Here is a 25,225-nt window from a genome sequence, read left to right as displayed (position 1 = left end):
ACAGCATAGGCAGGTAAAGTAGCCTTGCCAATATCGCCAGTAAGTTGCACAAACCAAAGGCCAGAGAATGTGGAAACGCCTGATTATTAGCTTAATTATCATCATTGGATTACTGATGGTGACAGCTATTGCGCTCGATCGCTGGATCAGCTGGAAAACTGCGCCTTTTATCTACGATGAACTACAGGAACTGCCTCATCGTCAGGTCGGTGTAGTATTAGGTACAGCGAAATATTTTCGTACCGGTGGCATTAATCAGTTTTATCGATACCGCATTCAGGGGGCAATAAACGCCTATAACAGCGGTAAGATCAGCTATTTATTACTCAGTGGTGATAATGCCCAGCATAGTTATAACGAACCAATGACCATGCGCCGCGACCTGATCGCTGCGGGTGTTGCTCCCGCAGATATCGTGCTGGACTATGCAGGTTTTCGCACTCTAGACTCCATCGTGCGAACTCGTAAAGTCTTTGATACCAATGATTTCATCATTATCACCCAACGCTTTCACTGTGAACGGGCGTTATTTATCGCCATGTACATGGGCATTCAAGCACAATGCTTTGCAGTACCTTCACCGAAAAATATGCTCAGCGTGCGAGTACGGGAGATTTTTGCGCGCCTTGGTGCCCTGTCTGACCTCTATATTCTTAAGCGGGAACCTCGCTTCCTTGGTCCATTGATTCCCATTCCGGCAGTACATGTGATACCAGATGACGCACAAGGTTACCCAGCGGTAACACCAGAGCAGTTAGTCGAACTGGAGCGCCGGTTGGCAGAAAAGAAACAACAAAACCAATGAAGCGTCTCGAAGGGCGATAAAACTTCCGATAACCGATCTAGAGAACAGCCTATAATTAACCTCAGCCAGTCGGGCTATCGCCCTGACTGGCTTTTACTTTATTCCTGACGTAATTGTATGTCTGAAATAGTGATATACCTGAAATAGTTGTACCTCTGAACTAACAGTACACCTGGGTTAATAGTGCTTTTACGAACAACAACCGGTTATTTCTTCTTCGCATACTTCAGTGAATCCAACGCAACCGCAAAGATGATAATCCCGCCCTTGATAATGTATTGCCAGTACGGGTTTACACCGATATACGTTAGCCCATAGTTAATTACGGTGAAAATGATAACCCCTGTTACCACGCCAATCACGGTACCGACGCCACCACTGAAGGACACCCCACCCACCACGCAGGCCGCTATCGCATCTAACTCATACATAAATCCGAGATTGTTCGTCGCACTGCCGATACGCCCTGCTTCCAGCATACCGCCAAAGGCATAGAACACCCCCGACAACGCATAAATCATGATCAAATTCAATGGCACATTCACACCAGAGACTTTCGCCGCCTCCGGGTTGCCGCCGATAGCAAAAATATTCTTACCAAAACGGGTCTTATTCCACAGTACCCAAACAAAAATAATTGCTATTAAGGCGTAAAAGGTAATATAGGACAGTTTAAAATCACCAAACCGCAAAAAACCTTGAGCAAAGGTCGAAAAAGCCGGATCAAAACCAGCAACCGGTGAAGCACCGACAAAATCGTAATACAACGAGTTAACGCCATAAACGATAATCATAGTGCCCAATGTGGTAATAAATGGAGTCACATTCAGGTACGCAATAATTATACCGTTAATCAAACCAATAACCGCCCCAATCAGGCAGACAACTAGAATGACCACTGGAATAGGTACAGTCTGCAAGTCCGGGAAAACTTTATTCACGTTATCCATTGATTGTAACATTGTCGCAGCAACCACTGCGGCTAACCCTACCTGACGACCTGCGGACAAATCCGTGCCCTGGGTAACAATCAAGCCAGCGACCCCTAACGCGATAATAATACGCACCGAAGATTGAGTCAGAATGTTACTTAAGTTCATCAAACTTAAAAATGTCGGATCCTTGATAATAATAATTGCCAATAGCACAAACAACACCACATAAATCCCGCTCTCTTTAAAGTAAGTGAGCATATCTTTCTTATTTAACACATTCATAATAAGAACCTTCAACTAGATTAGAGATGCAAGGATGCAAGGCGTAATATTTCATTTTGCGTGGTTTGCTTGGTATCAACAATGCCCGCAACCTGACCGTTACTCATTACCAGTATTCTGTCAGTAATCCCCAATAACTCAGGCATTTCAGAAGAGATAATAATAATCCCTTTGTCTTTCTTCGCCAGTTCAGCCATTAACTGATAGATTTCAAACTTAGCGCCAACATCGATACCTCGGGTTGGCTCATCCAACATTAATATTTCTGGCTGAGTGAGTAACCAGCGGCCAATAATAACCTTCTGCTGATTCCCCCCCGATAAAGAGCCAATACTTGTCCGATGGCCCGGTGTTTTTACTCGCATGGCATCGATAACCCATTGGGTATCACTTTTCATGCGGGAGTTATCCAGCAGCCCAAATTTATTTTTGTAGTTACGAATATTAGAGATAAGGGAGTTAAAACTGATATCGAGATAAGCGTAAATCCCGGTTGAACGGCGCTCTTCTGTCACTAAGGCAAAACCATGATTAATGGCTTCGTTAGCACTATTGTTATTAATACTCTTACCATGCAGCTTAATAGTGCCAGTCACTTTTTCGCGGATACCAAATAAAGTTTCAACGATATCCGTGCGTTTAGCCCCTACTAAACCTGCAATTCCCAGAATTTCCCCTTTATGTAAATCAAAGGAAACATCGCGGATAGAAGGCTGACGCAATGAGGTCAGATTCTTTACTTCAAGAATGACTTCGCCGGGCTTATTCAGGCGATCAGGAAAACGTTGGCTCAGAGAGCGACCGACCATCATTGAAATGATCTGATCCATCGTCAAACCTTCCAAAGGCTGGGTGGTAATCCACTGACCATCCCGCAGAATAGTAATTTCATCGCACAGTTGGAATATCTCTTCCATCTTGTGAGAAATATAAACGATACCGCAGCCTCGCTCCTTTAACTTTCGGATTATAGTGAATAAATGGTTCACCTCTTTTTCTGTTAGTGAAGAGGTTGGCTCATCCATAATGACGATTTTTGCATTGTAAGAAAAAGCCTTGGCGATCTCGATCATTTGCATCTGAGATACCGATAACATGGCTACTTTATCGCGCGGATCAATATCAATATCTAATTCATCAAAGATGGCCTTGGTATCTTTGTACATCTTATCTTGATCGACAAAAAAGCCTTTGGTTGGATAGCGCCCTAACCACATGTTGTCCATTACTGTACGTTGCAACACCAAGTTTAATTCTTGATGTACCATAGAAACACCATGTTCTAACGCTTCTTTAGAACTTTTAAATTCAATTTCTTGTCCCTGGAAAATAATACTTCCGGAATCTTTTTTATAGATACCAAATAGGCATTTTAATAGCGTTGACTTACCTGCTCCATTTTCGCCCATCAATGCATGGATCGAATAGGGCCGGACTTTAAGATTAACGTTATCTAACGCCTTCACACCTGGAAATGATTTATCAATATTGCTCATTTCCAGTAACCAGTCACGAGGTTGTGCTGTATTAATATCGACCATAATTATACCTGGCTAAGAACTGCTACTTGCCTATTGGTGATATGGAGTACCACCAGACCAGCGCAATTTTTAAAATAAGAAACTATGTAACAGATAACCTTCAGCCCCGGTATTGGACGCCCGGTATATACCCGTAATACTTGACGCTACAGGAGGGCGAGTTGCTCTCCTGTAGGCCAATAATTTTGGATATATATTTTTGCCTAATAAATATATCTTATCACAGTGGTTATTTAGTGAATTCAGCCAGATTATCTTTATCAACACCTACGTATGGAATACGTACGATTCTGTCCTCAATTTTCCAAGTTGTCCCTTCTGCTGCAGGTTTGCCAGCCGCCAGATTCTTAGCCAAGTCAAAGGTCGCTTTCGCCTGATTATTGGCATCATTCAGCACTGTACCCGCCATTTGGCCTGATTTAACCAGCGCTAACGCTTCTGGTAAGGCATCGACACCAAAGACTGGAATGCTGGTTTTATTGTGTGCTTTCAGCGCTTCTATTGCACCCATTGCCATCGCATCATTGTTGGCAATAACCACTTCTATTTTATTTGCATTAGGGCCAGACAGCCATGCATCCATCTTATCTTTAGCCTGTGCGGTATCCCACATGGCGGAATCTAATTGCAATTGTTGGGTGGGTAGGCCTTTTTCATTCAGGGTCTTAATAACATAAGTAGTACGCGCCTCTGCATCTGGATGGCCCGGTTCACCTTTCAACAACACAAACTGAATTTTACCGTCTTTGTTCAGGTCCCACTCTGGATTAGCTTGCCAATCTTTAGCGATCAGTTCCCCCTGAATAACGCCAGCCTCTTTTGAATCAGTCCCGACGTAATAAGCCTTATCGTAGCTATCCAATGCCTTGCGAGACGGTTCTTTGTTATAAAATACAATCGGAACATCATTTGAACGTGCTTTATCAATTACAACTGGAGCAGCAGCGGGATCAACCAGATTAATTGCCAACGCTTTCACGCCCTTAGCCAACAATACGTCAATCTGATCATTTTGCTTGGACTGGTCATTCTGGGAGTCATTCATCAGCAGAGTGATCTCAGGGGAAGCTTTCGCGTCTTTTTCAATGGCTTTGCGGACCACAGACATAAAGTTGTCATCATATTTATAAATAGTAACACCAATACGGGTTTCAGCTTGAGCGTATGCGCCAATCATCATGCTGGTAACCAAAGTCGCTAATGTGAAAACCTTCTTATTCATTTGTATCTCCGGGTTTATGTAGGGTAGTACAAGGTGATAACACCATGCCTTAACGAAAAAAGTATCGTCTAAAGCTACTGGCAACTGAATATCTATCGTCCATGACTTCACTCCACTCCGAAAAAACCGCCTGATTATTCAAAAGCCATGCCATTTACAGACTTGCCATGTTATGCGGAACACGCATCTGCAAAGTGCTCTTCTAAAACCCGCTACCGCTTATTTTTTATCCGGTAACTAATGACATATTGACGCATTCAGGTATAAAAGTACTAGAGCATAGATGTGATGTTGTTAATAAACTGTGAATTTTATCACGGATTGAAACCGGTTAAACAAGAATAAATAGATAACTAGTGAGCAACACAACAAATTGTGATCGAACGGCTCGGTACCAAGGCGAGTTTAAAACCGTATGTTATATCGGGGGCGGTTGGATGATGGCTAGCTTTAAGGACCGGTTTAGTGGGGAGCTTTCAAGACGCGTTTGGTGGGCAGAGTTTCTGTAAAAACAAAAGGATAACAGACTACAGTGAGATTAAGGCGGCTATAGCGAGCAATAGAAATGTCATCAAAGCCCACCAGCGAACGCAAAGTAGATACAGCATTATCTTGCAAAAAACAGCCAAGCACGTATTAGGTGCGACCAAATATGGCTGCGCCCTATTCTCTCCAGTTTATGGATATTACCGCGTGACACATGTTACAAAAAGAAAACGTTTACATACATATTTGCAACCCATAACATCATTTTCTCTTTTGATTCTGTCAGAGCTTAGTGTTACGTATTTGTAACTCGTGACCACAGGCATAAGCGGTTAACCGACGCCATAGCCACTCCACTGGTCCTTGCGTGAAATAGCGTAACCATAACAGAGAAAAAATCACATTACAGACCCAAACCAGTGGCACGACAGCTAACAGTTGCAAACGATCGAGCTGCTGGTATAAACCGAAATGATAAAAAATCAGCGTACAAATCAATGTCTGTAATAAATAATTACTCAGCGCCATACGACCAACCTGTGCCAACCAATGGCTGATAGCCCAGCGGGATAATGTTGGCCAGAACCCATACAGCAGCGCCAAATACCCCATCGCCTGCAACGGCGCCCCCAATTCTCTGGGCACTTGTAGCAAAAAGCCAGCCCAACGGTAATCCCAACCGACATACACTTGCAGTGCAACACCGGGTATTTGGATAACCAATGAGAGCGATATCAGGAAGAGTGCGAGCCTACGGTAGTGACGCAGACTGAATTCCCCCCGCAGCCAGCCACAACGCATAAGCCCAGCGCCGAATACCATGGAGCCTGCCAATTCCCAACCATATTGCGCACCAATAGCAATCAAGTTGGATGACAACAGGCCCAGACGATTCCTCCAGGCCTCTCCCCCACCCTGTAACTTCCAAAATTGCTCATATTGCAGGTCCGCAGGCCCTGGGAGCCAAAAACGGCCCGGTTCTCCGCGAGTAATATAACCCAGCAACAACAACACAGCGACACCGATCAAATAGAGTACCGCGCCGGTGCGTAATAAACTGGCGGCATCTTTGCTATCTTGGATTATTCGCCAACACACCAGGCCAATCAAACTATAAGCCAACAGAATATCCCCATCCCAGAAGAAGATGCCGTGAATTAACCCCAGTAGTAACAATAAAGAAAGGCGGGCACGTACCCAACTTTTCCCACGCTTAAGTAACAGCTCAAGGCCTGCACCAAATAACATGGCAAATATAGAAAGGAACTTTACCTGTGCGACAATATCGAGGATCGCCCAAGTCCAGGTATCTGATAATGAGGGAAGACCAAGATAAGCTGGATTGAGATAAGCGGCCTTTGGCAAACCAAACGCACTAATATTAAGCAGCAGAATGCCAAGAATGGCCAGCCCCCGCGCAATGTCTAACGTTGCGATGCGTTGACGCATACTCGACATCCTGTATACGAGGGCCTACAGGCCCGCCCTCTGGCAAAAAGCCAATCAGCCGTGATGGCGAACCGCACGCAGAAATTCCTGGCGCGTATTCTGACTGGATTTAAATAACCCACCTAATGATGTGGTGGTAGTCGCGCTGGTCGCATCACGGATGCCACGCGCTTTAACGCAATAATGAACTGCATCAATGGAAACTGCGACATTATTGGTACCCAACAGGGTTTGTAATGCGAGCAGGACCTGCTGTGTTAATCGTTCCTGTACTTGCGGACGCTGCGCAAAAAACTGCACGATACGGTTGATTTTTGACAACCCAATGACACTATCTTTCGGAATATAAGCGACGGTGGCTTTCCCATCAATCGTCACAAAATGATGTTCGCAAGTGCTGGTCAGGGTGATATCCCGTACCGTTACCATTTCATCAACTTTCATTTTATTTTGAATCAGCGTGATTTTAGGGAAATTTTCGTAATCCAATCCGGAGAAAATCTCATCAACATACATCTTCGCAATGCGTCTTGGTGTATCAGCCAGACTATCGTCGGTTAAATCAAGATTCAGCAAATGCATGACTTCCGTCATATGAGCCTGAATCCGAGTTTTGCGCGTCTCGGCATCTAATTCTTGTTTACGTAACGGGGTTTCAAGACCACGGGCCAGCAGCGCTTGATGAACCAACTCAGCTTCTTTACTTAGCGATGACATTCTTTTCTCCAACGGGCTTACGCATCCGGATAAGACAAGCATGATGCGGGTCACATCCGAATTTCGCTCTCACTCTAGTTGAGAGCGAAATGATTATCCAGTGATTGTTCTTCATTTCGACCGGTTCTTCATAGCGAATAATACTGATCATCGTAATGAAATATTCGCATCTGCTCTGCCGTCATCAACTGGCAAGCGCTTCCTGGGTACGTGCTGGAGTTTTAATAACCAGACCGCCGGCAATAATCAGTGCCACCACGGCCACATACAGCGCTGGCTCTAAGCGATGAGTTAATGTCGTTGAAATTGCGGATAATATTGGGCCGACTAATTGCCCTATGGCATAGCCGGTGGTGAGTAAACCGGCCATATAACGGGTATGTTTTGGGGCCAGTTCACGCCCATGTTGCAACGAAAGTTGTACCACACTGAGGAAGCCTCCTCCGGTCAGCAATGCTCCCAGCGCCAATCCACTCACTCCCGGCACCCATTCAGCGCACAGCACGCCCAACGCCTGAACCCACAACGTCAATGCCAATCGGGTTTGTGATGTCAGGCAATGGCGGGTCAAAATGCCCAATGTAATGCCGATGACCGCCGCCCCACCGAAGACTGGCCAGACAAACTGCGCAAACAGGCTATCAGGAAAACGGGCGCTGGCCATCTGCGATAAAAAAGTTGCGGGTAAAATATAACCAAACCCCGCCAAACTGTAGCTCCAGACCAGTCGCTTCAAGGCTGGTGTTAATGTCAAAGGCACCGTTGCGACCTGTGGCCGGTGCAACTCACCGCCACGTGGCAGATTGATACTGATTGAAGCAATGATAATCAGCGCCAATACACCATAAACCCACCAAGCTTCAGCAGCCGATAAGCCATAACTATGGATAGCGACGGCTAACATGCCACTAATGAATATACCGGCCCCCGGCCCGGCAAATACGGCGGCACTGAGCGCCGGGCGGCCAAAATGTGCCAAACGTTCGTTGGTCCAGGCAGCAATTAATACCATCGACCAGCCACTGGCCCAGCCAATAGCAAAACGTACCAACCCATGCCACCATGGCCCAACCACCACCGCCGATAATAATGTAAGCAATGCGGCACCCCATAGCCCCAACCATAACCGACGCTCAACATGACGGCTGGCTCTCATGGCATCAAAGGCACCGAACAGATAGCCCAAATAATTGAATGCCGCCACCAAACCCGCACCAGTCAACGTGAATTGATGCTCTGCAATCATCAGTGGCACTTGTGGCGTAAAAGCAAAACGACCAATACCCATTGCTACCACCAATGCCAAAAAACCACTCAATGCAATTCTTAATGCCATCTGCCTGCCTACCCGTTACGGGTGATTGGGTATTTCACCCGTCTGTTAAAAGAAAGTTGCTAACATCATGCCTGAGCATTAGAATCACAAAAAATGAATAAGAATCATTAAGTTCATCACAAAAAGAGAACATCTATGAATCTGACCCAGCTACGCATGTTTTGTTGTGTAGCGGAGACCGGCTCCGTTGCCCGAGCAGCGGAGCAAATGCACCGAGTTCCTTCAAATATCACTACACGTCTGCGCCAGCTTGAACTAGAGCTAGGGGCTGATTTGTTTATTCGTGAAAAACAGCGCCTGCGTTTATCACCGATGGGCCATAATTTTCTCTGTTATGCCAACCGTATTTTGGCGCTAAGCGAAGAAGCTATGAGCATTACCCACGCAGGCGAACCAGCGGGCAACTTCCCGTTGGGTTCAATGGAAAGCACAGCCGCCACCCGCTTACCTAATTTGCTCGCGGCCTACCACCAGCGCTACCCTAAGGTATCGTTGTCGCTGATTACCGGGACCTCAGGTGAAATTATTGAACAAGTCCGCGCGGGTACACTGGCAACAGCGTTGGTCGATGGTCCGGTACAGCACGATGAGTTACACGGCTGCCGCTCTTTTGACGAACAACTGGTGATCATTTCCTGTCTTGAACGCCCCCCTATACTGCAAGCCCACGATGCCGTCGACGAAACGCTGTTTGCTTTTCGTCCCAGTTGCTCTTACCGGCTACGGTTGGAAAGCTGGTTTCGACAAGCGGGTGTATTACCGGGGCATATCATGGAAATTCAGTCCTATCATGCGATGCTGGCCTGCGTCGCTAGTGGTGCCGGGCTGGCCCTCATCCCTCTATCAGTCCTTACACTGCTACAGGGCCATGAGCGGGTGCAAGTTCATCCATTACCTCAGGATATTGCCCACACGGCAACCTGGCTTATTTGGCGTAAAGATGCCTTCAGCCCTAATGTCCGCGCATTAAAAGAGCTGATTATCGAGCACGTTGAAATACCTTGATTGATCTGGTGGACGGTATCTGTTCGACCATAATCTATACATATATTTCCGCTATGTGTAATGGTCTAATGATCCCGAACAACTGCTATCAACATATTTGATACATAAAGAATATATTTATATAACACTCATTACACAGAAGCTATAGGAGCAACACCATGGAGATGATTAAAACCCGCGCCGCTGTCGCATGGGGGCCAAACCAGCCGCTATCCGTTGAAGAAGTTGATTTGATGCCACCACAGAAAGGCGAAGTGTTAGTGCGGATTGTCGCCAGTGGCGTTTGTCACACTGACGCTTATACCCTTTCGGGGGCCGATCCTGAAGGCGTATTCCCGGCCATTTTAGGTCATGAAGGCGGTGGGATTGTTGAAGCCATTGGCGAAGGTGTCACCAGTGTTGCCGTAGGGGATCACGTCATTCCGCTGTACACGCCAGAGTGTGGCGAGTGCAAATACTGCCGCTCCGGCAAAACCAACCTGTGCCAGGCAATCCGAAGCACTCAGGGTAAAGGTTTGATGCCTGATGGCACCACCCGCTTCTCTAAAAATGGTCAGCCCATCTTCCACTACATGGGCACATCAACCTTCTCAGAACTGACTGTTGTACCGGAAATATCACTAGCGAAAATCAATAAAGAAGCCCCGTTGGAAGAAGTGTGCCTGCTAGGCTGCGGCGTCACCACTGGGATGGGTGCAGTGATGAATACAGCGAAAGTTAAACCAGGCGATACCGTCGCGATCTTCGGCCTTGGCGGTATCGGTTTATCGGCTGTGATTGGCGCACAAATGGCAGGGGCCAGCCGAATTATTGGTATCGATCTCAATACCAGCAAGTTCGAGCTGGCCCGCAAATTGGGTGCGACAGACCTGATCAACCCGAAAGACTATGATAAACCTATTCAGGAAGTGATCGTTGAACTGACCGATGGCGGTGTAGATTTCTCATTTGAATGCATTGGTAACGTCAATGTTATGCGTTCAGCATTAGAGTGCTGCCACAAAGGTTGGGGTGAGTCGGTAATTATTGGTGTTGCCGGTGCCGGTGAAGAAATTTCAACCCGCCCGTTCCAATTGGTTACTGGCCGCGTATGGCGGGGTTCGGCATTTGGTGGCGTCAAAGGCCGCTCAGAATTACCGGGCATTGTGCAGCAATATCTGGACGGTAAATTCGCGTTGAACGATTTCATTACCCACACCATGGCGCTGGATCAAATCAACGAAGCCTTTGATTTAATGCATGAGGGTAAATCTATCCGTAGTGTGATCCATTTTAATCACTCTTCCGAAAGCAAATAATGCAAGGAGGCAGACAAAACGTGAATACGTCACTTGAACTTCTCGAAGAGCATCGGATGTTTGGCGGCTGGCAACAGCGCTACCGCCACGCTGCCAGCAGCCTGAATTGTCATATGACCTTCAGTATCTATCTGCCACCGCCACGGGACGATAACCCACCGCCAGTCCTTTATTGGTTATCGGGCCTAACCTGTAATGATGAGAACTTTACGCTGAAAGCGGGCGCACAGCGGGTTGCTGCAGAACTCGGGCTGGTACTGGTTATACCTGATACCAGCCCCCGTGGTGATAATGTTCCCAACGATGACAGCTATGATTTAGGTCAGGGGGCGGGCTTCTATCTTAATGCAACGCAGGTGCCGTGGTCTGAACATTTCCAAATGTATGACTATATCAGCCAAGAATTGCCAGCGCTGGTCCGCCAACATTTTAGTGTCAGTGAACGTCAATCAATCAGTGGTCATTCAATGGGTGGCCATGGTGCGCTGATGCTGGCTCTGCGTAATCCGCAACAATATCAGTCTGTTTCTGTTTTTGCGCCAATAGTGAACCCATGCCAAGTACCATGGGGCAGAAAAGCCTTTACCGCATATCTTGGCAGTGATGAAAGCCAATGGCTGCAATATGATAGCTGCCATTTACTGACCCATTCACAGCATCAGTTGCCTATATTGGTGGATCAGGGGGATGGTGATCAATTTCTTGCCGATCAACTCCAACCAGCAAAATTGGCGGAACTGGCGCGCCAGCGAGGTTGGCCACTGATGCTGCGTATTCAGCCGGGTTATGATCACAGCTATTTTACCATAGCTACATTTATTGAAGATCACCTGCGCTTTCATGCTGAACACCTACAGCCGTAACATTTATCATTAGCCCAATGATTACGCATAAAAACCCAAGCCCTTTCGAGGGCTTCAGACTGCTGACAAACCCCGATGACTCAATCTTGAACGGTGAGGATAGGCAGAGGAGTAAAGCGTCCGCGCCAGGGATGGCGCGGCTCGAGCCTACATGGATGTATTTACGGCGTCTTTACGATCTGCCTGTTCTCTCCGTCGCGGGCACTTTGTCAATAACCTCAAGCCCTTTCGAGGGCTTTTTATTAGATAGATACTCCCACCTCACATTAAAGCCTCGTTTAAGGCCATAAAATAATAAACAATAAAATAAATAATCAGATAATTAATTGGCAATAATAAAAAACAAATAACCATTAAGAATAAAAAAATATTGATAAAATTGAAGAAAAGAATTAAAAGTAAATGGAGTGATAATCACTCTCGGTTACCCCCCATATAAATAAATTGGAGAATGACATGAATCCTTCATCCCAATCAACGGTAGAAAAAAACAATGTTAACTTAATTAAATTAAAGAGTAAGCTGCAATCGTTAGAGGAATCATTCAAGAATAACCCACTATATATCACTAGCAATGAAATAGACGAAGTTAAAAACAATACCCTTCACACTAAAATAACAGCATGGAATTGGTCAAGGAGCTTTGCAGAAGACTAAGCCCATCAAACATTTTAGACGTTATAAATAAAACGAAAATAATAACATCACTAAATATAATAATCCCAGTGAGATATTCTTGTATGCTTACGAGTGAATTTTTAAACGATGTAAAGCTCAGCCCCATGGCAACATTATTAGCTATTATCATAACCGCTATAGGGATGATCTCACTGTTTCTCGTATTACTGCTTTATTTAACTGATAATGGCATTGAAAAATTCCATCATGATTACCCACAAGTTTATCGGATAGAAACACAATTTAATCTACCTAATGGTGAAAAAGTTAAGTCGGCACAAGTCCCTTTGCCATTAATTGCTGCATTACAAAATGAAAAAAACATCAAAGATGTCGCCTACGCTTTACGCTTGTTTATCGACTTACAGGTTAACGGTAAAACACACACTGACGTAGAAATTTATGCAGTCAGCCCTAATTTTTTAACGACGATCAATCCCTATCGGCAGAAAATACCTTATCTGTCACAAAATGAAATTATCATTACACCTGAGTTTAATCGTCAATATCTTCATTTAAACCACCCTAAAGGCCAGGTCATCACATTAGGAAATAAAGGTAAATTCGTTATCAAAGATGTGGTTAACTTAAACGCGGCCAGCCGCTTTAATACCCACGCTGTCATTGCATTTTCTCCCGATATCATCGATGGTTACCATGATAAAAGGCATGACTGGTACGATATGCACACCTATCTATTTGCCACTATGGTCGCCGGGGCAAAACCTAATAATGAGCAGTTAAAAACGCTGGTCACCCGGTATGCACCTCAACTCCCTGGCGCTCCCTTTAGCCCTGAAGAGTTTATTCAATTATCAGCCCGTAATATTACCGATATACATTATGACACTGAGCTCCCCGATGAAATGAGCACAGTTATTTCAAAATCATATCTATATACCTTGTATATCGCGGGTTTCTTTATCTTTTTAACCACCACCATGAATTTTTTCAATGTTAATAACATCATAAATACAAATAAAAAAAGCAGCTTTCAGATAAAGAAATCGGTTGGTGCCTCTAATTATCAATTACTGACAGAGTCATTTTTTATCGCAACACTGCAAGCGGTATGTGTCCTCATACTGGCGTTTGGCTTACTCGCTATTTTGATGCAAGCATCTGAAAATGTCAGGGAGCTGATTTTAATTCAAAAAACAGGCCAATTAGTATCATCATTTTCTGTCGCGTTCTTCTCACTCTATATTGCGATATTGATATCGCATTACCTCTATCTATCAACCACAGTTTTCCCTAATAAGTCATGGCATAACCATGCTTATAATGCACACCCAATATCACATTACATTTACCAAGTAACATTATCTATACAAATAGCCATAGCAGGTATCATTATTTATATTTGGGCAGGAGTCATGACACAAATATATTTTATGCAGAACCATACATTTGGTTATGCAAAAGAAAACGTTGTAACATTCCCATTAAGCGGTGAATTAAAATCTTTAGCATCACTAAATAGCTTGCAAGATGCATTAAAAAATAGCGTAGAAGCCTCCTCAATCGCATTGAGTAGTTGGCGACCATTTGATATGTCAAGAACAATGACTTCGGTCTTCCATCAAAACCAACAGGAACAAGATAAATTAGTTTCCGTAAATATATTGAACGTAAACAAAAACTTCACCGACACTTGGGGAATAAAAACATTAGCGGGCCACGAAAATCCTATTACACCCAGTAAAAATAATAATATTTATCATGCTATAGCGACAAAGGCCTTTATGTCGGCGATGGGGAAGTCGTCAAGTGATGAAGTACTGAATACTCTTTTTTATATTAACAACAATGATACTGAGTATACAGTTCGTATACTCAGGGTAGTTAATGATTTTTATCTTGCAGATCGAGATAAAAATACAATTCCATTGCTTATTCTCATCAGTGATGAGGCGCAACGATATGGTGCACTGAAACTACAACATATGGGTGATATTAGCACCGTAAACATGATACTTGAACGATATGGAGTCAATGCTGACCAAATAAAACTTGCTGAATATATACACCAAGAATATTTTAATAATCATAACTTAATGAAAGAAACAATTAGCTTGGTTACCCTATTCTCAGTAGCATTACTACTTATAAGCACCATGATAATCGGAATGGCTGAATCCCAAAGGATCAGTAAAATATTAAAAATAATGGAGTCAGTAGGTGGCTCTATGTATACGCATATCGTTTTCTTTATACAGCAAAATGTAACCCCCGTACTTGTTGCTGTAGCAATAGCATTCCCGATTGGTTTTATCCTATTACAAAAATGGTTGAGTAAATATAATTTCATTAATAGCCTCTCATACTTCTATGCATTTGGAACACTTTTGCTGTTTATGGTGAGCATCCTTAGTGTAATGATATTGTCACTCATTTTATCCCATACCAAAAAGAATAAATAACATGGATATAAAATTAGAAAAAAAAATAAATATAAATAGTAGAGAGAAAATAGTTATACTTCTCGTGTTACTTATTCTACTTTTAAGCTGTTTTTCAATTTATTATTTATTCACCAAAGAAAGCGCTCTACTCGTTCCTCGAGAAAAAGTAACATTTTATACTGTTCAATTTGAGCCATACCACGACGTATTGGTGACGCGCGCTATTACTGTACCAAATGAGAGTGTCATTTTATCAAGTGAAAGAGGAGGTAAAGTTATTGAAGTAGTCAAGCAATCTGCCGAAAACGTGATAAAGGGCGATGTGATTGCTCGATTATCTAATTATGATTTCACGCTAGAGGCAACATCCAGAATGGCGGATATTATGGAGCAAATAAATAGCCTTCGTAATATGAGAGTGAGACTAGAACAAGACAACAGAGATACACAACTCAGTTTGCAAGAAGCTCAACATCAAATAGATATAATTTCTAAAGATTTGAGAAGATATAAAGTACTTGATAAAAAACTCTTGATTGCAAAGTCTGAGTTAGAACGACAGGATGATATACTAATAAATTGGAAAATCAAGAGTGACATACTACAAAAGCATAATAGTAAAAACCAAAAATCATTTCCCTCACAATTTAAAAACATAGATGAATCTATTATATTACTTGAAAAAATGATGAAAATGATTGAAAGTGGCCTTGAACAACTCGTTATTATTGCACCTATTGATGGTACATTATCTTTTCTTGATATTGAATTAGGCCAACAAATAAAGTCAGGCGAAAAAATATCAGTGATAGATAATTTAAGCTCATATTATTTCAATGTTTATTTCAGTGAATATTATATCGACAAGATAAAACCTAATACTAAAATTATCGCACAGATAAATGGTCAAGATACTCAACTACTGATTGAGTCAGTATCAGCAATAGTAGACAATGGGAAATTCAAAGCAAAGCTTAGGCCAATTGAATCAGGCATCGCTCATCTTAAGCGAGGGCAATCTATTGAAATTCGTATTACACTACAAGAAGAAAATAATCACGCACTATTAGCCCCAACTGAAAGTGTGTTTTCAAATCATAATGGTGATCACTTTATATATGTTTATCAAGAGAAATATGACCGTGCAATTAAAACAAAAGTTGAAGTTAAACGTCGAAGTTCGATGAAGACAGAGATCACATCTGGCTTACAGCCAAGTCAACGCATTGTAAAAATGCCTGATGATAGTGATAAAACAGCAAATATCATAGAGTTTAAATAATATGCTACATTTACAAAATGCAGAAAAATATTACACAACAAAAATCATAAAAACCAGAGTTCTAAATAATATAAATCTTTCAGTAGAAAAAGGAGAGTTTGTTTCTATCATGGGGCCATCAGGATCAGGTAAATCAACGTTACTCAATATTGTGGGCATGTTTGAACCTCTGGATTACGGCTCTCTAACGTTAGCAGGAAAACATGTTGATAACCTAGGTTACTCTCAACGGATCACATTAAGACGTGAATTAATAGGGTATATATTTCAATCATTTAACCTCATCCCTCATTTGTCAATATTTGATAATGTTGAGTTACCGTTGAAATATCGCGGGGTCGCCAAAAAAAAGCGTATTGAACAAGTCAATCAAGTCTTGAGCCTTTTGGGGATCGATAACCGAAAAGATCATAAGCCCATGCAATTATCAGGTGGCCAACAGCAACGGGTGGCCATTGCCAGAGCTATGGTAGCTTCCCCTGCATTAATACTGGCTGATGAACCTACCGGTAATTTAGATAGTAAGAATGCTCGAGCGGTACTAGAGCAATTAAAAGCAATAAATCAATCAGGAACCACCATCATCATGGTCACACACTCAGATGAAGCGTCAAGTTATAGTAATAGAATACTTAACATGAAAGATGGGAATATTAACATGAAAAAATAGGAGTGTATTATGCGCGAAATAATACCCACTAAATACATTGACACAATAGAAATAAATAAATTAAGCATACAGAATCTGGAGGAACTCAGCTTCTGTAAATATACATTATTATCCACTTATTTAATTGGTAAAATACCGGCTGAAAAAATATTAGATACAAATGAGTTAGATATCTATCATAACGAACGAACTAAAAAAATACAGGCCAAAGCAATAAAAGCAAAGAAGTTAGTTATTGTATTAAAGGCCACCCGGTTGTGTAACCTTCGTTGCACCTATTGTCACTCATGGGCTGAAGGCCCTAATCAAACGATTTCATTCAGTACGCTTATACACATAGTCCGCCAAATCCTTGCCATTCCCAATGTAAACAGGTTCGAATTTATCTGGCATGGTGGCGAAGTTACGCTCTTAAAACCCGCTTTCTTTAAGAAATTAATTTGGTTACAACAGCAATTTAAACGGTCAGAGCAATATATCACTAACACGATGCAATCAAATATAGTAAACATCTCCGATGAATGGTTAATATTTATTAAGGGGATCGGAATGAACGTAGGTATTAGCCTCGATGGTATACCTGCCGTTAATGATAAGCGTCGGGTGGATTTTCGTGGAAGGGGGACTTCTGACCGTATAGCCAAAGGAATAAAGAAACTTCAACAATACGATATATTATATGGTGCTCTCATTGTTGTTGACCGCGAAGTATACCAAACAGACATGAGAGAAATGCTAGATTATTTTACTTTAATAGAATTAAAAGGCATAGAATTTCTTAATATCGTTCCAGATAATCGACTGGCCGCAGGTGAAAACATTGGTGCTAATTTTATTAGCTATGCTGAGTTCATTAAATTTCTATCGGCTCTGTTTGTTATTTGGATAAAAGATTACCGAGAAAAAATACATATTGCTATATTCGAGGATTTTATCCGTGTACTGGAGAATCCTGAAAAGAAACTGTCTGCTTGTTATTGGTCAGGTAATTGCTCACAAGAAATCATTACGTTGGAACCTAACGGTGATGTTTCTCCTTGCGACAAATATAGAGGCGATGCAGACAGTATTTATGGTTCACTGCTGAAAACTGATTTAGCCGAGCTGTTAACTAAATCATCACACAATCAGCAAGCTATAGACGAAGAAGTCGCTGCAACGATAAAGATGCAACATTGTGAGTGGTTTTCTATCTGCCATGGCGGTTGCCCCCATGATCGAGTAATCAACCGCAGGCATACCAAAGGATATAATGACGAGTGCTGTGGTACCGGAAAGTTACTGGCAACGATTAAGGCTTATCTGGCAGGTATTCGTTGACGCCACATCATTGTGGCGTCAACGAGGCCTCATGATTCACCTTATAACTCAACCTCTTTACCCTTACGGTGTAAACGCAAAGAGACTAAGAAGGTAACGAAACACATCGCCGAAACATACCAAAAGAAAGTATTCTCCAAGTCAAAAGACTTCAGGGAAAGCGCTACATATTCAGCGCTGCCGCCAAATATGGCATTCGCGACCGTATAGGAAAGCCCGACACCTAGTGCTCTCACCTCCGGTGGGAACATTTCTGCTTTCAGCACCCCGCTAATTGATGTGTAGAAACTGGTAACAATAAGGGCGATGATTATCAACATAAATGCCACATAAGGGTTTGTCACCCCTTTAAGGGTGTACAAAATAGGTATTGTCAGCAACATTGATAATACACTGAACATCAGCATAGATGTGCGGCGGCTAATACGATCAGATAACGCACCGAATAACGGTTGCATAAACATGAATATTAATAGCGCAGCGGTCATAACCAAGCTGACTGTTTTCACATCCATCCCGGCGGTATTGACCAGATATTTTTGCATATAAGTGGTGTAGGTATAGAAAGATAGCGAACCGCCTGCAGTGAATCCCATTACCATAATAAATGCACGCCGGTTCTTCCATAAACCTCTTAGGCTACCGGCATCTTTCTTGTTACGGTTCTTTTCATCTGATGTTTCTTTTAGTGTTCGGCGCAAATAAAGAGCAACAATCGCCAGTAATGCTCCCAATACAAAAGGAATACGCCATCCCCAACTGTACATTATTTCTGATGGTAAGGTTTGTTGTAACAAAACCAACACCAATAATGCCAGTAACTGACCACCAATTAATGTGACGTACTGGAAAGAAGCATAGAATCCTTTATGCCCTTTTATTGCTACCTCGCTCATATAAGTCGCGCTGGTGCCGTATTCTCCGCCAACTGATAACCCTTGGAACAACCGGGCAAGCAATAACAGTATTGGTGCCAGATTACCAATTGACGCATAAGTTGGCAGGCAGGCAATCATCAGCGACCCTGCGCACATCATATAAACAGAGATCAACATCGATAGTTTTCGACCATGGCGATCCGCAATATAACCAAACAGCCAACCACCAATAGGCCGCATCAGAAAACCTGCAGCAAAGACTCCTGCTGTTTGTACTAATTGAGTGGTAGGGTTGTCGTTTGGGAAGAATAACGGCGCAAAATACAGCGCACAAAAAGAGTAAACATAGAAGTCGAACCATTCAACCAGATTACCGGAAGAGGCCCCAATAATAGCCTTTATCCGCTGGCGGGTATCGGCTTGTTCTGCCAACCTGGCTGACTGCGTGGCCTCGGTATTTGAGGCATTTATTGAGTTTGTGTCTACCATATTATTAATATCTTCCATATCAAGGATATTAAATATCAAACTGAATCCAGGGCAGATAACTATCCAGTACTGGACTCTTACTTACATTGTTATATATTGGTAAAAATATTGTTGCAATGAAAGTTATATTTAAGGCGAGCTTTTAGGATAAACCCTATATCTCCCCCGAGAGACTGGGCCATAAATGGACTATTTTCTGTGGTATAAAGAAGATATTTCCTGCGTGAGTTGGATAGAAAATAACCACCAATGATATCGGCGCAATCAAGCGGTCAAAATGTCGATTAACCCACTTGATATATATCCAATGAAAATGATAATGCTCACAAAAGTAGCATCAATCCATATTCTTTTTAGGTGAAATTGCCACAGTACTGGCAGCGCTCATTCACCCCCCCGGCAATCTCTGCCATAATGGCCTTCTTATTTTAATTGATAGATCGGCTCCTGTGACTCTCCTTTCACAGCGGCGCACCCAGACCTCGGAGTTCAGCATGGATCACTGTAATACCTCGGATTTACTCTCTCTGGAACAAGCACTGACCAAAATGCTATCACAGGTCACGCCATTGCCAGCGGTAGAAATCATCCCATTGGCTGAAGCTGCTGGCCGCATCACTGCCAGCGCCATTACTTCACCTATTGCTGTCCCACCTTTCGCCAACTCAGCGATGGACGGCTATGCGGTACGTTGTCATGAATTGAGCGACGAGATACCCTTACCAATAGCAGGAAAAGCATTCGCGGGTGCGCCGTTTAAAGATGTGTGGCCGGAAAAGACCTGCATTCACATTATGACAGGTGCGCCACTCCCCAAGGGCGCAGATGCCGTTGTCATGCAAGAATACGCTGTCGTGGGTGACCAAGGTGTCGTATTCAACGGTAACGTTCGAATCGGGCAAAATATTCGGCTAGCGGGTGAAGATATCCAGCAAGGGGCGGCAGTTTTCCCGGCTGGCGTTAAATTGGGTGCAGCACAACTACCGCTATTAGCCTCGTTAGGTATTGCTGAAATCGCGGTTTATCGCGCATTGAAAGTAGCTATTTTCTCAACCGGTGATGAATTACAACCGGTCGGGCAGCCCTTGGCTGAAGGGCAGATTTACGATACTAACCGTTTTGCCGTCAGGCTAATGTTGGAGCAATTGGGTTGTCAAATCATCGATCTTGGTGTTGTCCGTGACGATCAATATGCGCTACGTGCAGCATTTCAGCAGGCGGATACCGCCGCAGACTTGGTCATCAGCAGTGGAGGCGTTTCAGTCGGTGAAGCCGATTATACCAAACAGATACTAGACGAACTCGGGGATATTGGTTTTTGGAAATTGGCCATCAAGCCCGGTAAACCCTTTGCTTTTGGTAAACTCAGCAATGCCTGGTTCTGCGGTTTACCAGGGAATCCTGTCTCTGCGGCCCTAACGTTCTATCAACTGGTGCAACCATTATTGGCAAAGCTGTCCGGGCATACGGAATGGCACCCGCCACTACGATTAAAAGCCAAAACGACAACACCGCTGAAAAAAACACCGGGCCGTCTGGATTTTCAACGTGGAATTTTTTCCAGTAATGCTGACGGCCAGCTAGAAGTACGTACGACAGGCCACCAAGGCTCCCACATTTTCAGTTCATTCAGTCAAGGTAACTGTTTTATCGTGCTCGAACGGGAACGCGGCTCGATAGCCGTAGGTGAATCCGTCGAAATAGAGCTGTTTAATGAATTGTTGGGGGGAAATCGGCCGTTTGCCATTAATCACCCCAAGGGAGATTGATATGTTGCCGGAACTTTCAGATGTTGAGGCCCTGCGCTATAACCGGCAAATCACGTTACAAGGTTTTGATTTTGACGGACAAGAGAAACTGAAAGCGGCCAAAGTACTCATCGTTGGGTTAGGTGGCCTCGGCTGTGCAGCGGCGCAATATCTGGCTGCCGCAGGTGTTGGGTACCTCACCCTACTCGATTTTGATACCGTAGCCCTTTCCAATCTACAGCGCCAGATACTGCATCGCGATAGCCGTATCGGTATGACGAAGGTGGCCTCGGCGGCGCAGACATTATCAGAAATCAACCCGTATCTGGTGCTGAATACCCTTGATAAACAGTTAGATGATGAACAACTCTTTAGCCTTATTGCTGAACATCAGTTGGTGTTGGATTGTACCGATAATCTCAGCACCCGCGAGCAACTCAATCGGCTGTGCCATACGCTAGGCAAACCACTGGTTTCTGGTGCAGCAATCCGTATGGAGGGGCAAGTCAGCGTCTTCACTTATCAAGATAATCAGCCTTGTTACCGCTGTCTAAGTCGGTTATTTGGTGACACTGCCCTAACCTGTGTCGAGGCCGGCGTAATGGCCCCCTTAGTGGGTATTATCGGTAATTTGCAGGCAATGGAAGCCATAAAGCTGTTGGCAAATTATGGTCAGTTGGTATCAGGGCGTTTATTAATGTATGACGCGATGACCGCGGAATTTCGCAGTATAAAGCTGGCAAAAGATCCTTTGTGCGAAGTCTGCCGGAGTGGCAGAAGATCGCCACTATAATGAATACATTAAACTGGGGCAGAAATACTCCCCAGTTTAATAAATAAAAATCAGATGGTGTCTTTGTTATATTTACTCATCAAAATGCGTATCAACTATTACATTAGGTACTCTATTGTTTTTTTCAATGGCGTTAAAATCTCGATCCAAAACATCACCTATTTCGAAAAAACTACTATGAAATTCATTAGAATTTAAATTTATCAAACTGCTTATTGTATTATTTGGGCCGTTAGCAATCATAGCCTTAACACCTCTCACAATCTGATATAAGTTGACGAGTGATTTAATAAAATCATCTCTTCGTCCAACTGTAATGTCTTCACTTAATGTTGTCCGTACTTTTCCATGTAGCTTTACTTCTTCACCACAATATAACTCATTTCTCTCAGTGAGCACTTGGAACTTCATTTCTTCTAATTCTGTCTTCACTGCATTAATAAGGTTTTGTTTTTCTTTTATCTGTTCAGGCGAGGTTAGTAAAAAGGCACTACTTAATTTTTTGTTAATATTATTAAGAGTTTCTTGGGTATTATCACCAATCTTATTATATTTCACATTTAGAGATGAGAGATATACCGCTGGCTGTACTTCAGGTAACCCAGCACATTTCCCTACTGCATCTAACCCGGTTTTTAACCAATGAACCCCTTTTTCAAGATACCCTATCCCCTGCCAACCATAATCTAAACCTGTTATTACATGCCCACTGATATTCATATCTCTTGCTCCATTAAATAATTAACTATTGGTTATTGAGAATCAGACTGTATAGTAATATTAAATTAATGGTCATCGATATACTTTTAGTTAAATAGTAAACTCACTATATTTTAACTTTATTTCTATTATTGTCCGTATTTTATATTATTTATTATTACTCAACGTTAAGACATAAAAAAAGCTGACGCACAGCATCAGCTCAGACTGCTGACAAACCCCGATGACTCAATCTTGAACGGTGAGGATAGGCAGAGGAGTAAAGCGTCCGCGCCAAGGATGGCGCGGCTCGAGCCTACATGGATGTATTTACGGCGTCTTTACGATCTGCCTGTTCTCTCCGTCGCGGGCACTTTGTCAATAACCTCAGCTGACGCATAGCATCAGCTTTTTTGTTAGGTCAATCAAATAATTATGACTGAATCCCTTGGCTACGCAGATAATCTTCGTAGTTACCGGTAAAGTCGATAAGCTTATTCGGCGTCATTTCAATCACACGGGTTGCCAATGAACTCACAAACTCGCGGTCATGGGAGACGAAGATTAGTGTCCCCTCGTACATTTCCAATGCCATATTGAGAGACTCAATGGATTCCATATCCAAGTGGTTGGTTGGTTCATCCATGACTAAAATGTTAGGGCGCTGCATCATCAACTTACCAAACAACATCCGCCCTTTCTCACCACCAGACAACACGCTAACTTTTTTCTTGATGTCATCCTGGCTAAACAACAAACGCCCCAGCACGCTGCGAACCGCCTGCTCATCGTCTTTCTCTTGCTTCCACTGGCTCATCCAGTCAAACACCGTCAGATCGATGTCAAAATCACTGGCGTGATCCTGTGCGTAGTAACCAATCTTACTGTTTTCAGACCATTTTACGGTCCCAGCATCCGATTCATACTCCCCTAGCAGGGTTTTCAGCAAGGTAGATTTACCAATACCGTTCGGCCCAAGGATAGCCACTTTCTCACCCACTTCCAGACGGAGAGTCAGATTTTTAAACAGCGGACCGTTACCAAAATCTTTGGTCAACATCTCAACTTCCAGCGCATTACGGAACAGTTTTCTATCCTGATCAAAGCGGATAAACGGGTTCTGACGGCTGGAGGCTTTTACCTCATCAAGCTGAATTTTATCAATCTGGCGAGCACGTGAAGTTGCCTGCTTAGATTTAGATGCGTTGGCACTAAAGCGGCTAACGAAAGATTGCAGTTCAGATATTTGGGCTTTTTTCTTCGCATTATCTGATAACAAACGCTCACGAGCTTGGGTCGCTGCGGTCATATACTCATCATAGTTACCTGGATAAACGCGCAGTTCGCCGTAATCCAGATCCGCCATATGCGTACACACCATGTTAAGGAAGTGACGGTCATGGGAAATAATAATCATGGTGCTGTTACGTTCGTTTAGCACCTGCTCTAACCAACGGATAGTATCGATATCCAGGTTGTTGGTTGGCTCATCAAGTAACAGAATTTCTGGATCGGAGAACAGGGCTTGCGCCAGCAATACACGTAACTTCCAGCCGGGTGCAATTTCGCTCATCAAGCCATAATGCTGTTCAACTGGAATACCCACCCCTAGCAACAACTCACCGGCTCGGGCCTCTGCGCTGTAACCATCCATTTCACCGTAGGCAACTTCCAGATCAGCAACTTTATAGCCATCTTCTTCGCTCATTTCAGCCATGGCATAAATGCGATCACGCTCTTCTTTTACTTCCCACAGTTCGCCGTGTCCCATAATAACGGTATCCAGCACTGTATTATTTTCAAAGGCGAATTGATCCTGACGAAGTTTACCCAGACGCTCATTCGGATCAAGGAAGACGTTACCGCCGCTAGGGACCAAATCGCCCCCCAGAATCTTCATGAATGTGGATTTACCACAACCATTAGCGCCGATCAGGCCATAGCGGTTACCGCCACCGAATTTGACTGAAATGTTTTCAAACAGCGGCTTGCTGCCGAATTGCATGGTGATATTGTTAGTACTTAGCACAGAGCTCGCTCTCGATTTGATGACTGAATAGGGATATTCAAGAAGAATAAAAAATGTGATTCGGCGCGCATTATGCCACAAGATGGCGAGAGTATCGCCTCCAGTTTTGCACGAAATCTCAGCAGAGCTGCAGAAAAGTGGGTGAAAACGGGTGTGACAAGCAAACATGACAGAAAAAATCGTGCCATCAAGGCTCGCAAGCCCGAAATTTACCTCTAGCGGCCTATGCCGCTGCGGCACATTTTTGGCTTCCAGGTTAAATATGCCCGTCATACTTCAAACGGCATGTGTGTTG

General features: G+C 43.4%; 21 protein-coding genes and 1 pseudogene. 13 read left to right on the top strand and 9 right to left on the bottom strand.

All coding sequences use genetic code 11. From position 1 onward, the window contains the following. Nucleotides 1-67 precede the first annotated feature (67 nt). A complete protein-coding gene (sanA, locus tag AC971_RS01905; RefSeq protein ID WP_025383447.1) occupies nt 68-805 on the top strand; it encodes an outer membrane permeability protein SanA in 738 nt (245 codons plus the stop codon). A gap of 206 nt (nt 806-1,011) precedes the next feature. On the opposite strand, the gene mglC is transcribed toward sanA, so the two are convergent. The 6 genes from mglC to AC971_RS01875 form a co-directional block, all read right to left on the bottom strand. Continuing rightward, nucleotides 1,012-2,022, bottom strand: a complete 1,011-nt coding sequence (gene mglC / locus AC971_RS01900; protein ID WP_025383446.1) for a galactose/methyl galactoside ABC transporter permease MglC — start codon at nt 2,020-2,022, stop codon at nt 1,012-1,014. 20 nt (nt 2,023-2,042) lie between these two features. Beyond that, nucleotides 2,043-3,563, bottom strand: coding sequence for a galactose/methyl galactoside ABC transporter ATP-binding protein MglA (gene mglA, locus AC971_RS01895; protein ID WP_025383445.1), 1,521 nt, complete (start codon nt 3,561-3,563; stop codon nt 2,043-2,045). A gap of 229 nt (nt 3,564-3,792) precedes the next feature. Then, complete coding sequence (gene mglB / locus AC971_RS01890; RefSeq protein ID WP_025383444.1) at nt 3,793-4,785, bottom strand: galactose/glucose ABC transporter substrate-binding protein MglB; 993 nt, start codon at nt 4,783-4,785, stop codon at nt 3,793-3,795. A gap of 768 nt (nt 4,786-5,553) precedes the next feature. Then, a complete protein-coding gene (gene yeiB, locus AC971_RS01885) occupies nt 5,554-6,720 on the bottom strand; it encodes a DUF418 domain-containing protein YeiB (protein WP_025383443.1) in 1,167 nt (388 codons plus the stop codon). 54 nt (nt 6,721-6,774) lie between these two features. After that, nucleotides 6,775-7,437 (bottom strand): GTP cyclohydrolase I FolE, encoded by a 663-nt coding sequence (gene folE, locus AC971_RS01880; RefSeq protein WP_025383442.1) that lies wholly within the window; start codon nt 7,435-7,437, stop codon nt 6,775-6,777. Between the two features lie 184 nt (nt 7,438-7,621). After that, on the bottom strand, nt 7,622-8,773 hold the full coding sequence (locus AC971_RS01875; protein ID WP_025383441.1) for a YbfB/YjiJ family MFS transporter: 1,152 nt from the start codon (nt 8,771-8,773) through the stop codon (nt 7,622-7,624). Between the two features lie 135 nt (nt 8,774-8,908). Between AC971_RS01875 and ptrR the strand changes: the two genes are divergently transcribed. The 9 genes from ptrR to darE all read left to right on the top strand — a co-directional run bounded on the left by ptrR (nt 8,909) and on the right by darE (nt 18,294). Next, nucleotides 8,909-9,778 carry a putrescine utilization regulator PtrR gene (gene ptrR, locus AC971_RS01870; RefSeq protein WP_025383440.1) on the top strand — a complete coding sequence of 290 codons (870 nt, stop codon included), beginning with the start codon at nt 8,909-8,911 and terminating at the stop codon, nt 9,776-9,778. A gap of 158 nt (nt 9,779-9,936) precedes the next feature. Then, on the top strand, nt 9,937-11,076 hold the full coding sequence (locus tag AC971_RS01865; protein WP_025383439.1) for an S-(hydroxymethyl)glutathione dehydrogenase/class III alcohol dehydrogenase: 1,140 nt from the start codon (nt 9,937-9,939) through the stop codon (nt 11,074-11,076). 20 nt (nt 11,077-11,096) lie between these two features. Then, nucleotides 11,097-11,939 (top strand): S-formylglutathione hydrolase, encoded by an 843-nt coding sequence (fghA, locus tag AC971_RS01860; protein WP_025383438.1) that lies wholly within the window; start codon nt 11,097-11,099, stop codon nt 11,937-11,939. A gap of 151 nt (nt 11,940-12,090) precedes the next feature. Beyond that, on the top strand, nt 12,091-12,189 hold the full coding sequence (locus AC971_RS25705; RefSeq protein ID WP_197090724.1) for a gluconate 5-dehydrogenase: 99 nt from the start codon (nt 12,091-12,093) through the stop codon (nt 12,187-12,189). Between the two features lie 194 nt (nt 12,190-12,383). Next, complete coding sequence (gene darA / locus AC971_RS01855; RefSeq protein WP_072081216.1) at nt 12,384-12,596, top strand: darobactin family peptide antibiotic; 213 nt, start codon at nt 12,384-12,386, stop codon at nt 12,594-12,596. 83 nt (nt 12,597-12,679) lie between these two features. After that, nucleotides 12,680-15,040 (top strand): darobactin export ABC transporter permease subunit, encoded by a 2,361-nt coding sequence (gene darB / locus AC971_RS01850; protein ID WP_038402198.1) that lies wholly within the window; start codon nt 12,680-12,682, stop codon nt 15,038-15,040. A gap of 1 nt (nt 15,041) precedes the next feature. Then, entirely contained in the window at nt 15,042-16,304 is a 1,263-nt protein-coding gene (gene darC / locus AC971_RS01845) for a darobactin export ABC transporter periplasmic adaptor subunit (RefSeq protein WP_025383435.1), read from the top strand. A gap of 1 nt (nt 16,305) precedes the next feature. Further along, a complete protein-coding gene (gene darD, locus AC971_RS01840) occupies nt 16,306-16,974 on the top strand; it encodes a darobactin export ABC transporter ATP-binding protein (protein ID WP_025383434.1) in 669 nt (222 codons plus the stop codon). Between the two features lie 9 nt (nt 16,975-16,983). Beyond that, the gene (gene darE, locus AC971_RS01835) at nt 16,984-18,294 is read left to right on the top strand and encodes a darobactin maturation radical SAM/SPASM protein DarE (RefSeq protein WP_025383433.1); all 1,311 of its coding nucleotides are present in this window, start codon (nt 16,984-16,986) and stop codon (nt 18,292-18,294) included. Nucleotides 18,295-18,335: 41 nt separating this feature from the next. Here the strand turns inward: darE and AC971_RS01830 are convergent, their stop codons facing one another. Continuing rightward, nucleotides 18,336-19,661: an MFS family transporter gene (locus tag AC971_RS01830; RefSeq protein WP_025383432.1), complete on the bottom strand. Its 1,326-nt coding sequence runs from the start codon at nt 19,659-19,661 to the stop codon at nt 18,336-18,338. A 494-nt stretch (nt 19,662-20,155) separates the two neighbouring features. Between AC971_RS01830 and moeA the strand changes: the two genes are divergently transcribed. Further along, a complete protein-coding gene (moeA, locus tag AC971_RS01825) occupies nt 20,156-21,430 on the top strand; it encodes a molybdopterin molybdotransferase MoeA (protein WP_025383431.1) in 1,275 nt (424 codons plus the stop codon). A 1-nt stretch (nt 21,431) separates the two neighbouring features. Then, complete coding sequence (gene moeB / locus AC971_RS01820; RefSeq protein WP_025383430.1) at nt 21,432-22,202, top strand: molybdopterin-synthase adenylyltransferase MoeB; 771 nt, start codon at nt 21,432-21,434, stop codon at nt 22,200-22,202. Nucleotides 22,203-22,274: 72 nt separating this feature from the next. Here the strand turns inward: moeB and AC971_RS01815 are convergent, their stop codons facing one another. Next, nucleotides 22,275-22,922, bottom strand: a complete 648-nt coding sequence (locus tag AC971_RS01815) for an NleF caspase inhibitor (RefSeq protein WP_025383429.1) — start codon at nt 22,920-22,922, stop codon at nt 22,275-22,277. A gap of 299 nt (nt 22,923-23,221) precedes the next feature. Between AC971_RS01815 and AC971_RS24970 the strand changes: the two are divergent. Then, nucleotides 23,222-23,293, top strand: a pseudogene (locus AC971_RS24970) (gluconate 5-dehydrogenase); the annotation flags it as partial. 41 nt (nt 23,294-23,334) lie between these two features. On the opposite strand, the gene AC971_RS01810 reads toward AC971_RS24970, so the two are convergent. Continuing rightward, nucleotides 23,335-24,930 carry an ABC-F family ATPase gene (locus AC971_RS01810; RefSeq protein WP_025383428.1) on the bottom strand — a complete coding sequence of 532 codons (1,596 nt, stop codon included), beginning with the start codon at nt 24,928-24,930 and terminating at the stop codon, nt 23,335-23,337. Nucleotides 24,931-25,225: the final 295 nt, after the last annotated feature.

It is taken from the genome of Yersinia similis, assembly GCF_001053095.1.
GTDB classification, from domain to species: domain Bacteria; phylum Pseudomonadota; class Gammaproteobacteria; order Enterobacterales; family Enterobacteriaceae; genus Yersinia; species Yersinia similis.
The sequence above is the reverse complement of the archived record's forward strand: the minus strand, read 5'-3'. Positions and strand labels throughout refer to the sequence as shown.

Excerpts from the sequence above, each read along its gene's own strand:
- AC971_RS01815 (WP_025383429.1), bottom strand. The coding sequence starts at position 22,922 with ATGAATATCAGTGGGCATGTAATAACAGGTTTAGATTATGGTTGGCAG.
- folE (WP_025383442.1), bottom strand. The coding sequence starts at position 7,437 with ATGTCATCGCTAAGTAAAGAAGCTGAGTTGGTTCATCAAGCGCTGCTG.
- AC971_RS01830 (WP_025383432.1), bottom strand. The coding sequence starts at position 19,661 with ATGGTAGACACAAACTCAATAAATGCCTCAAATACCGAGGCCACGCAG.
- darD (WP_025383434.1), top strand. The coding sequence starts at position 16,306 with ATGCTACATTTACAAAATGCAGAAAAATATTACACAACAAAAATCATA.
- ptrR (WP_025383440.1), top strand. The coding sequence starts at position 8,909 with ATGAATCTGACCCAGCTACGCATGTTTTGTTGTGTAGCGGAGACCGGC.
- darE (WP_025383433.1), top strand. The coding sequence starts at position 16,984 with ATGCGCGAAATAATACCCACTAAATACATTGACACAATAGAAATAAAT.
- mglA (WP_025383445.1), bottom strand. The coding sequence starts at position 3,563 with ATGGTCGATATTAATACAGCACAACCTCGTGACTGGTTACTGGAAATG.
- darC (WP_025383435.1), top strand. The coding sequence starts at position 15,042 with ATGGATATAAAATTAGAAAAAAAAATAAATATAAATAGTAGAGAGAAA.
- AC971_RS01875 (WP_025383441.1), bottom strand. The coding sequence starts at position 8,773 with ATGGCATTAAGAATTGCATTGAGTGGTTTTTTGGCATTGGTGGTAGCA.
- darB (WP_038402198.1), top strand. The coding sequence starts at position 12,680 with ATGCTTACGAGTGAATTTTTAAACGATGTAAAGCTCAGCCCCATGGCA.
- moeA (WP_025383431.1), top strand. The coding sequence starts at position 20,156 with ATGGATCACTGTAATACCTCGGATTTACTCTCTCTGGAACAAGCACTG.
- AC971_RS01865 (WP_025383439.1), top strand. The coding sequence starts at position 9,937 with ATGGAGATGATTAAAACCCGCGCCGCTGTCGCATGGGGGCCAAACCAG.
- moeB (WP_025383430.1), top strand. The coding sequence starts at position 21,432 with ATGTTGCCGGAACTTTCAGATGTTGAGGCCCTGCGCTATAACCGGCAA.
- yeiB (WP_025383443.1), bottom strand. The coding sequence starts at position 6,720 with ATGCGTCAACGCATCGCAACGTTAGACATTGCGCGGGGGCTGGCCATT.
- mglC (WP_025383446.1), bottom strand. The coding sequence starts at position 2,022 with ATGAATGTGTTAAATAAGAAAGATATGCTCACTTACTTTAAAGAGAGC.
- mglB (WP_025383444.1), bottom strand. The coding sequence starts at position 4,785 with ATGAATAAGAAGGTTTTCACATTAGCGACTTTGGTTACCAGCATGATG.
- AC971_RS25705 (WP_197090724.1), top strand. The coding sequence starts at position 12,091 with ATGGATGTATTTACGGCGTCTTTACGATCTGCCTGTTCTCTCCGTCGC.
- sanA (WP_025383447.1), top strand. The coding sequence starts at position 68 with ATGTGGAAACGCCTGATTATTAGCTTAATTATCATCATTGGATTACTG.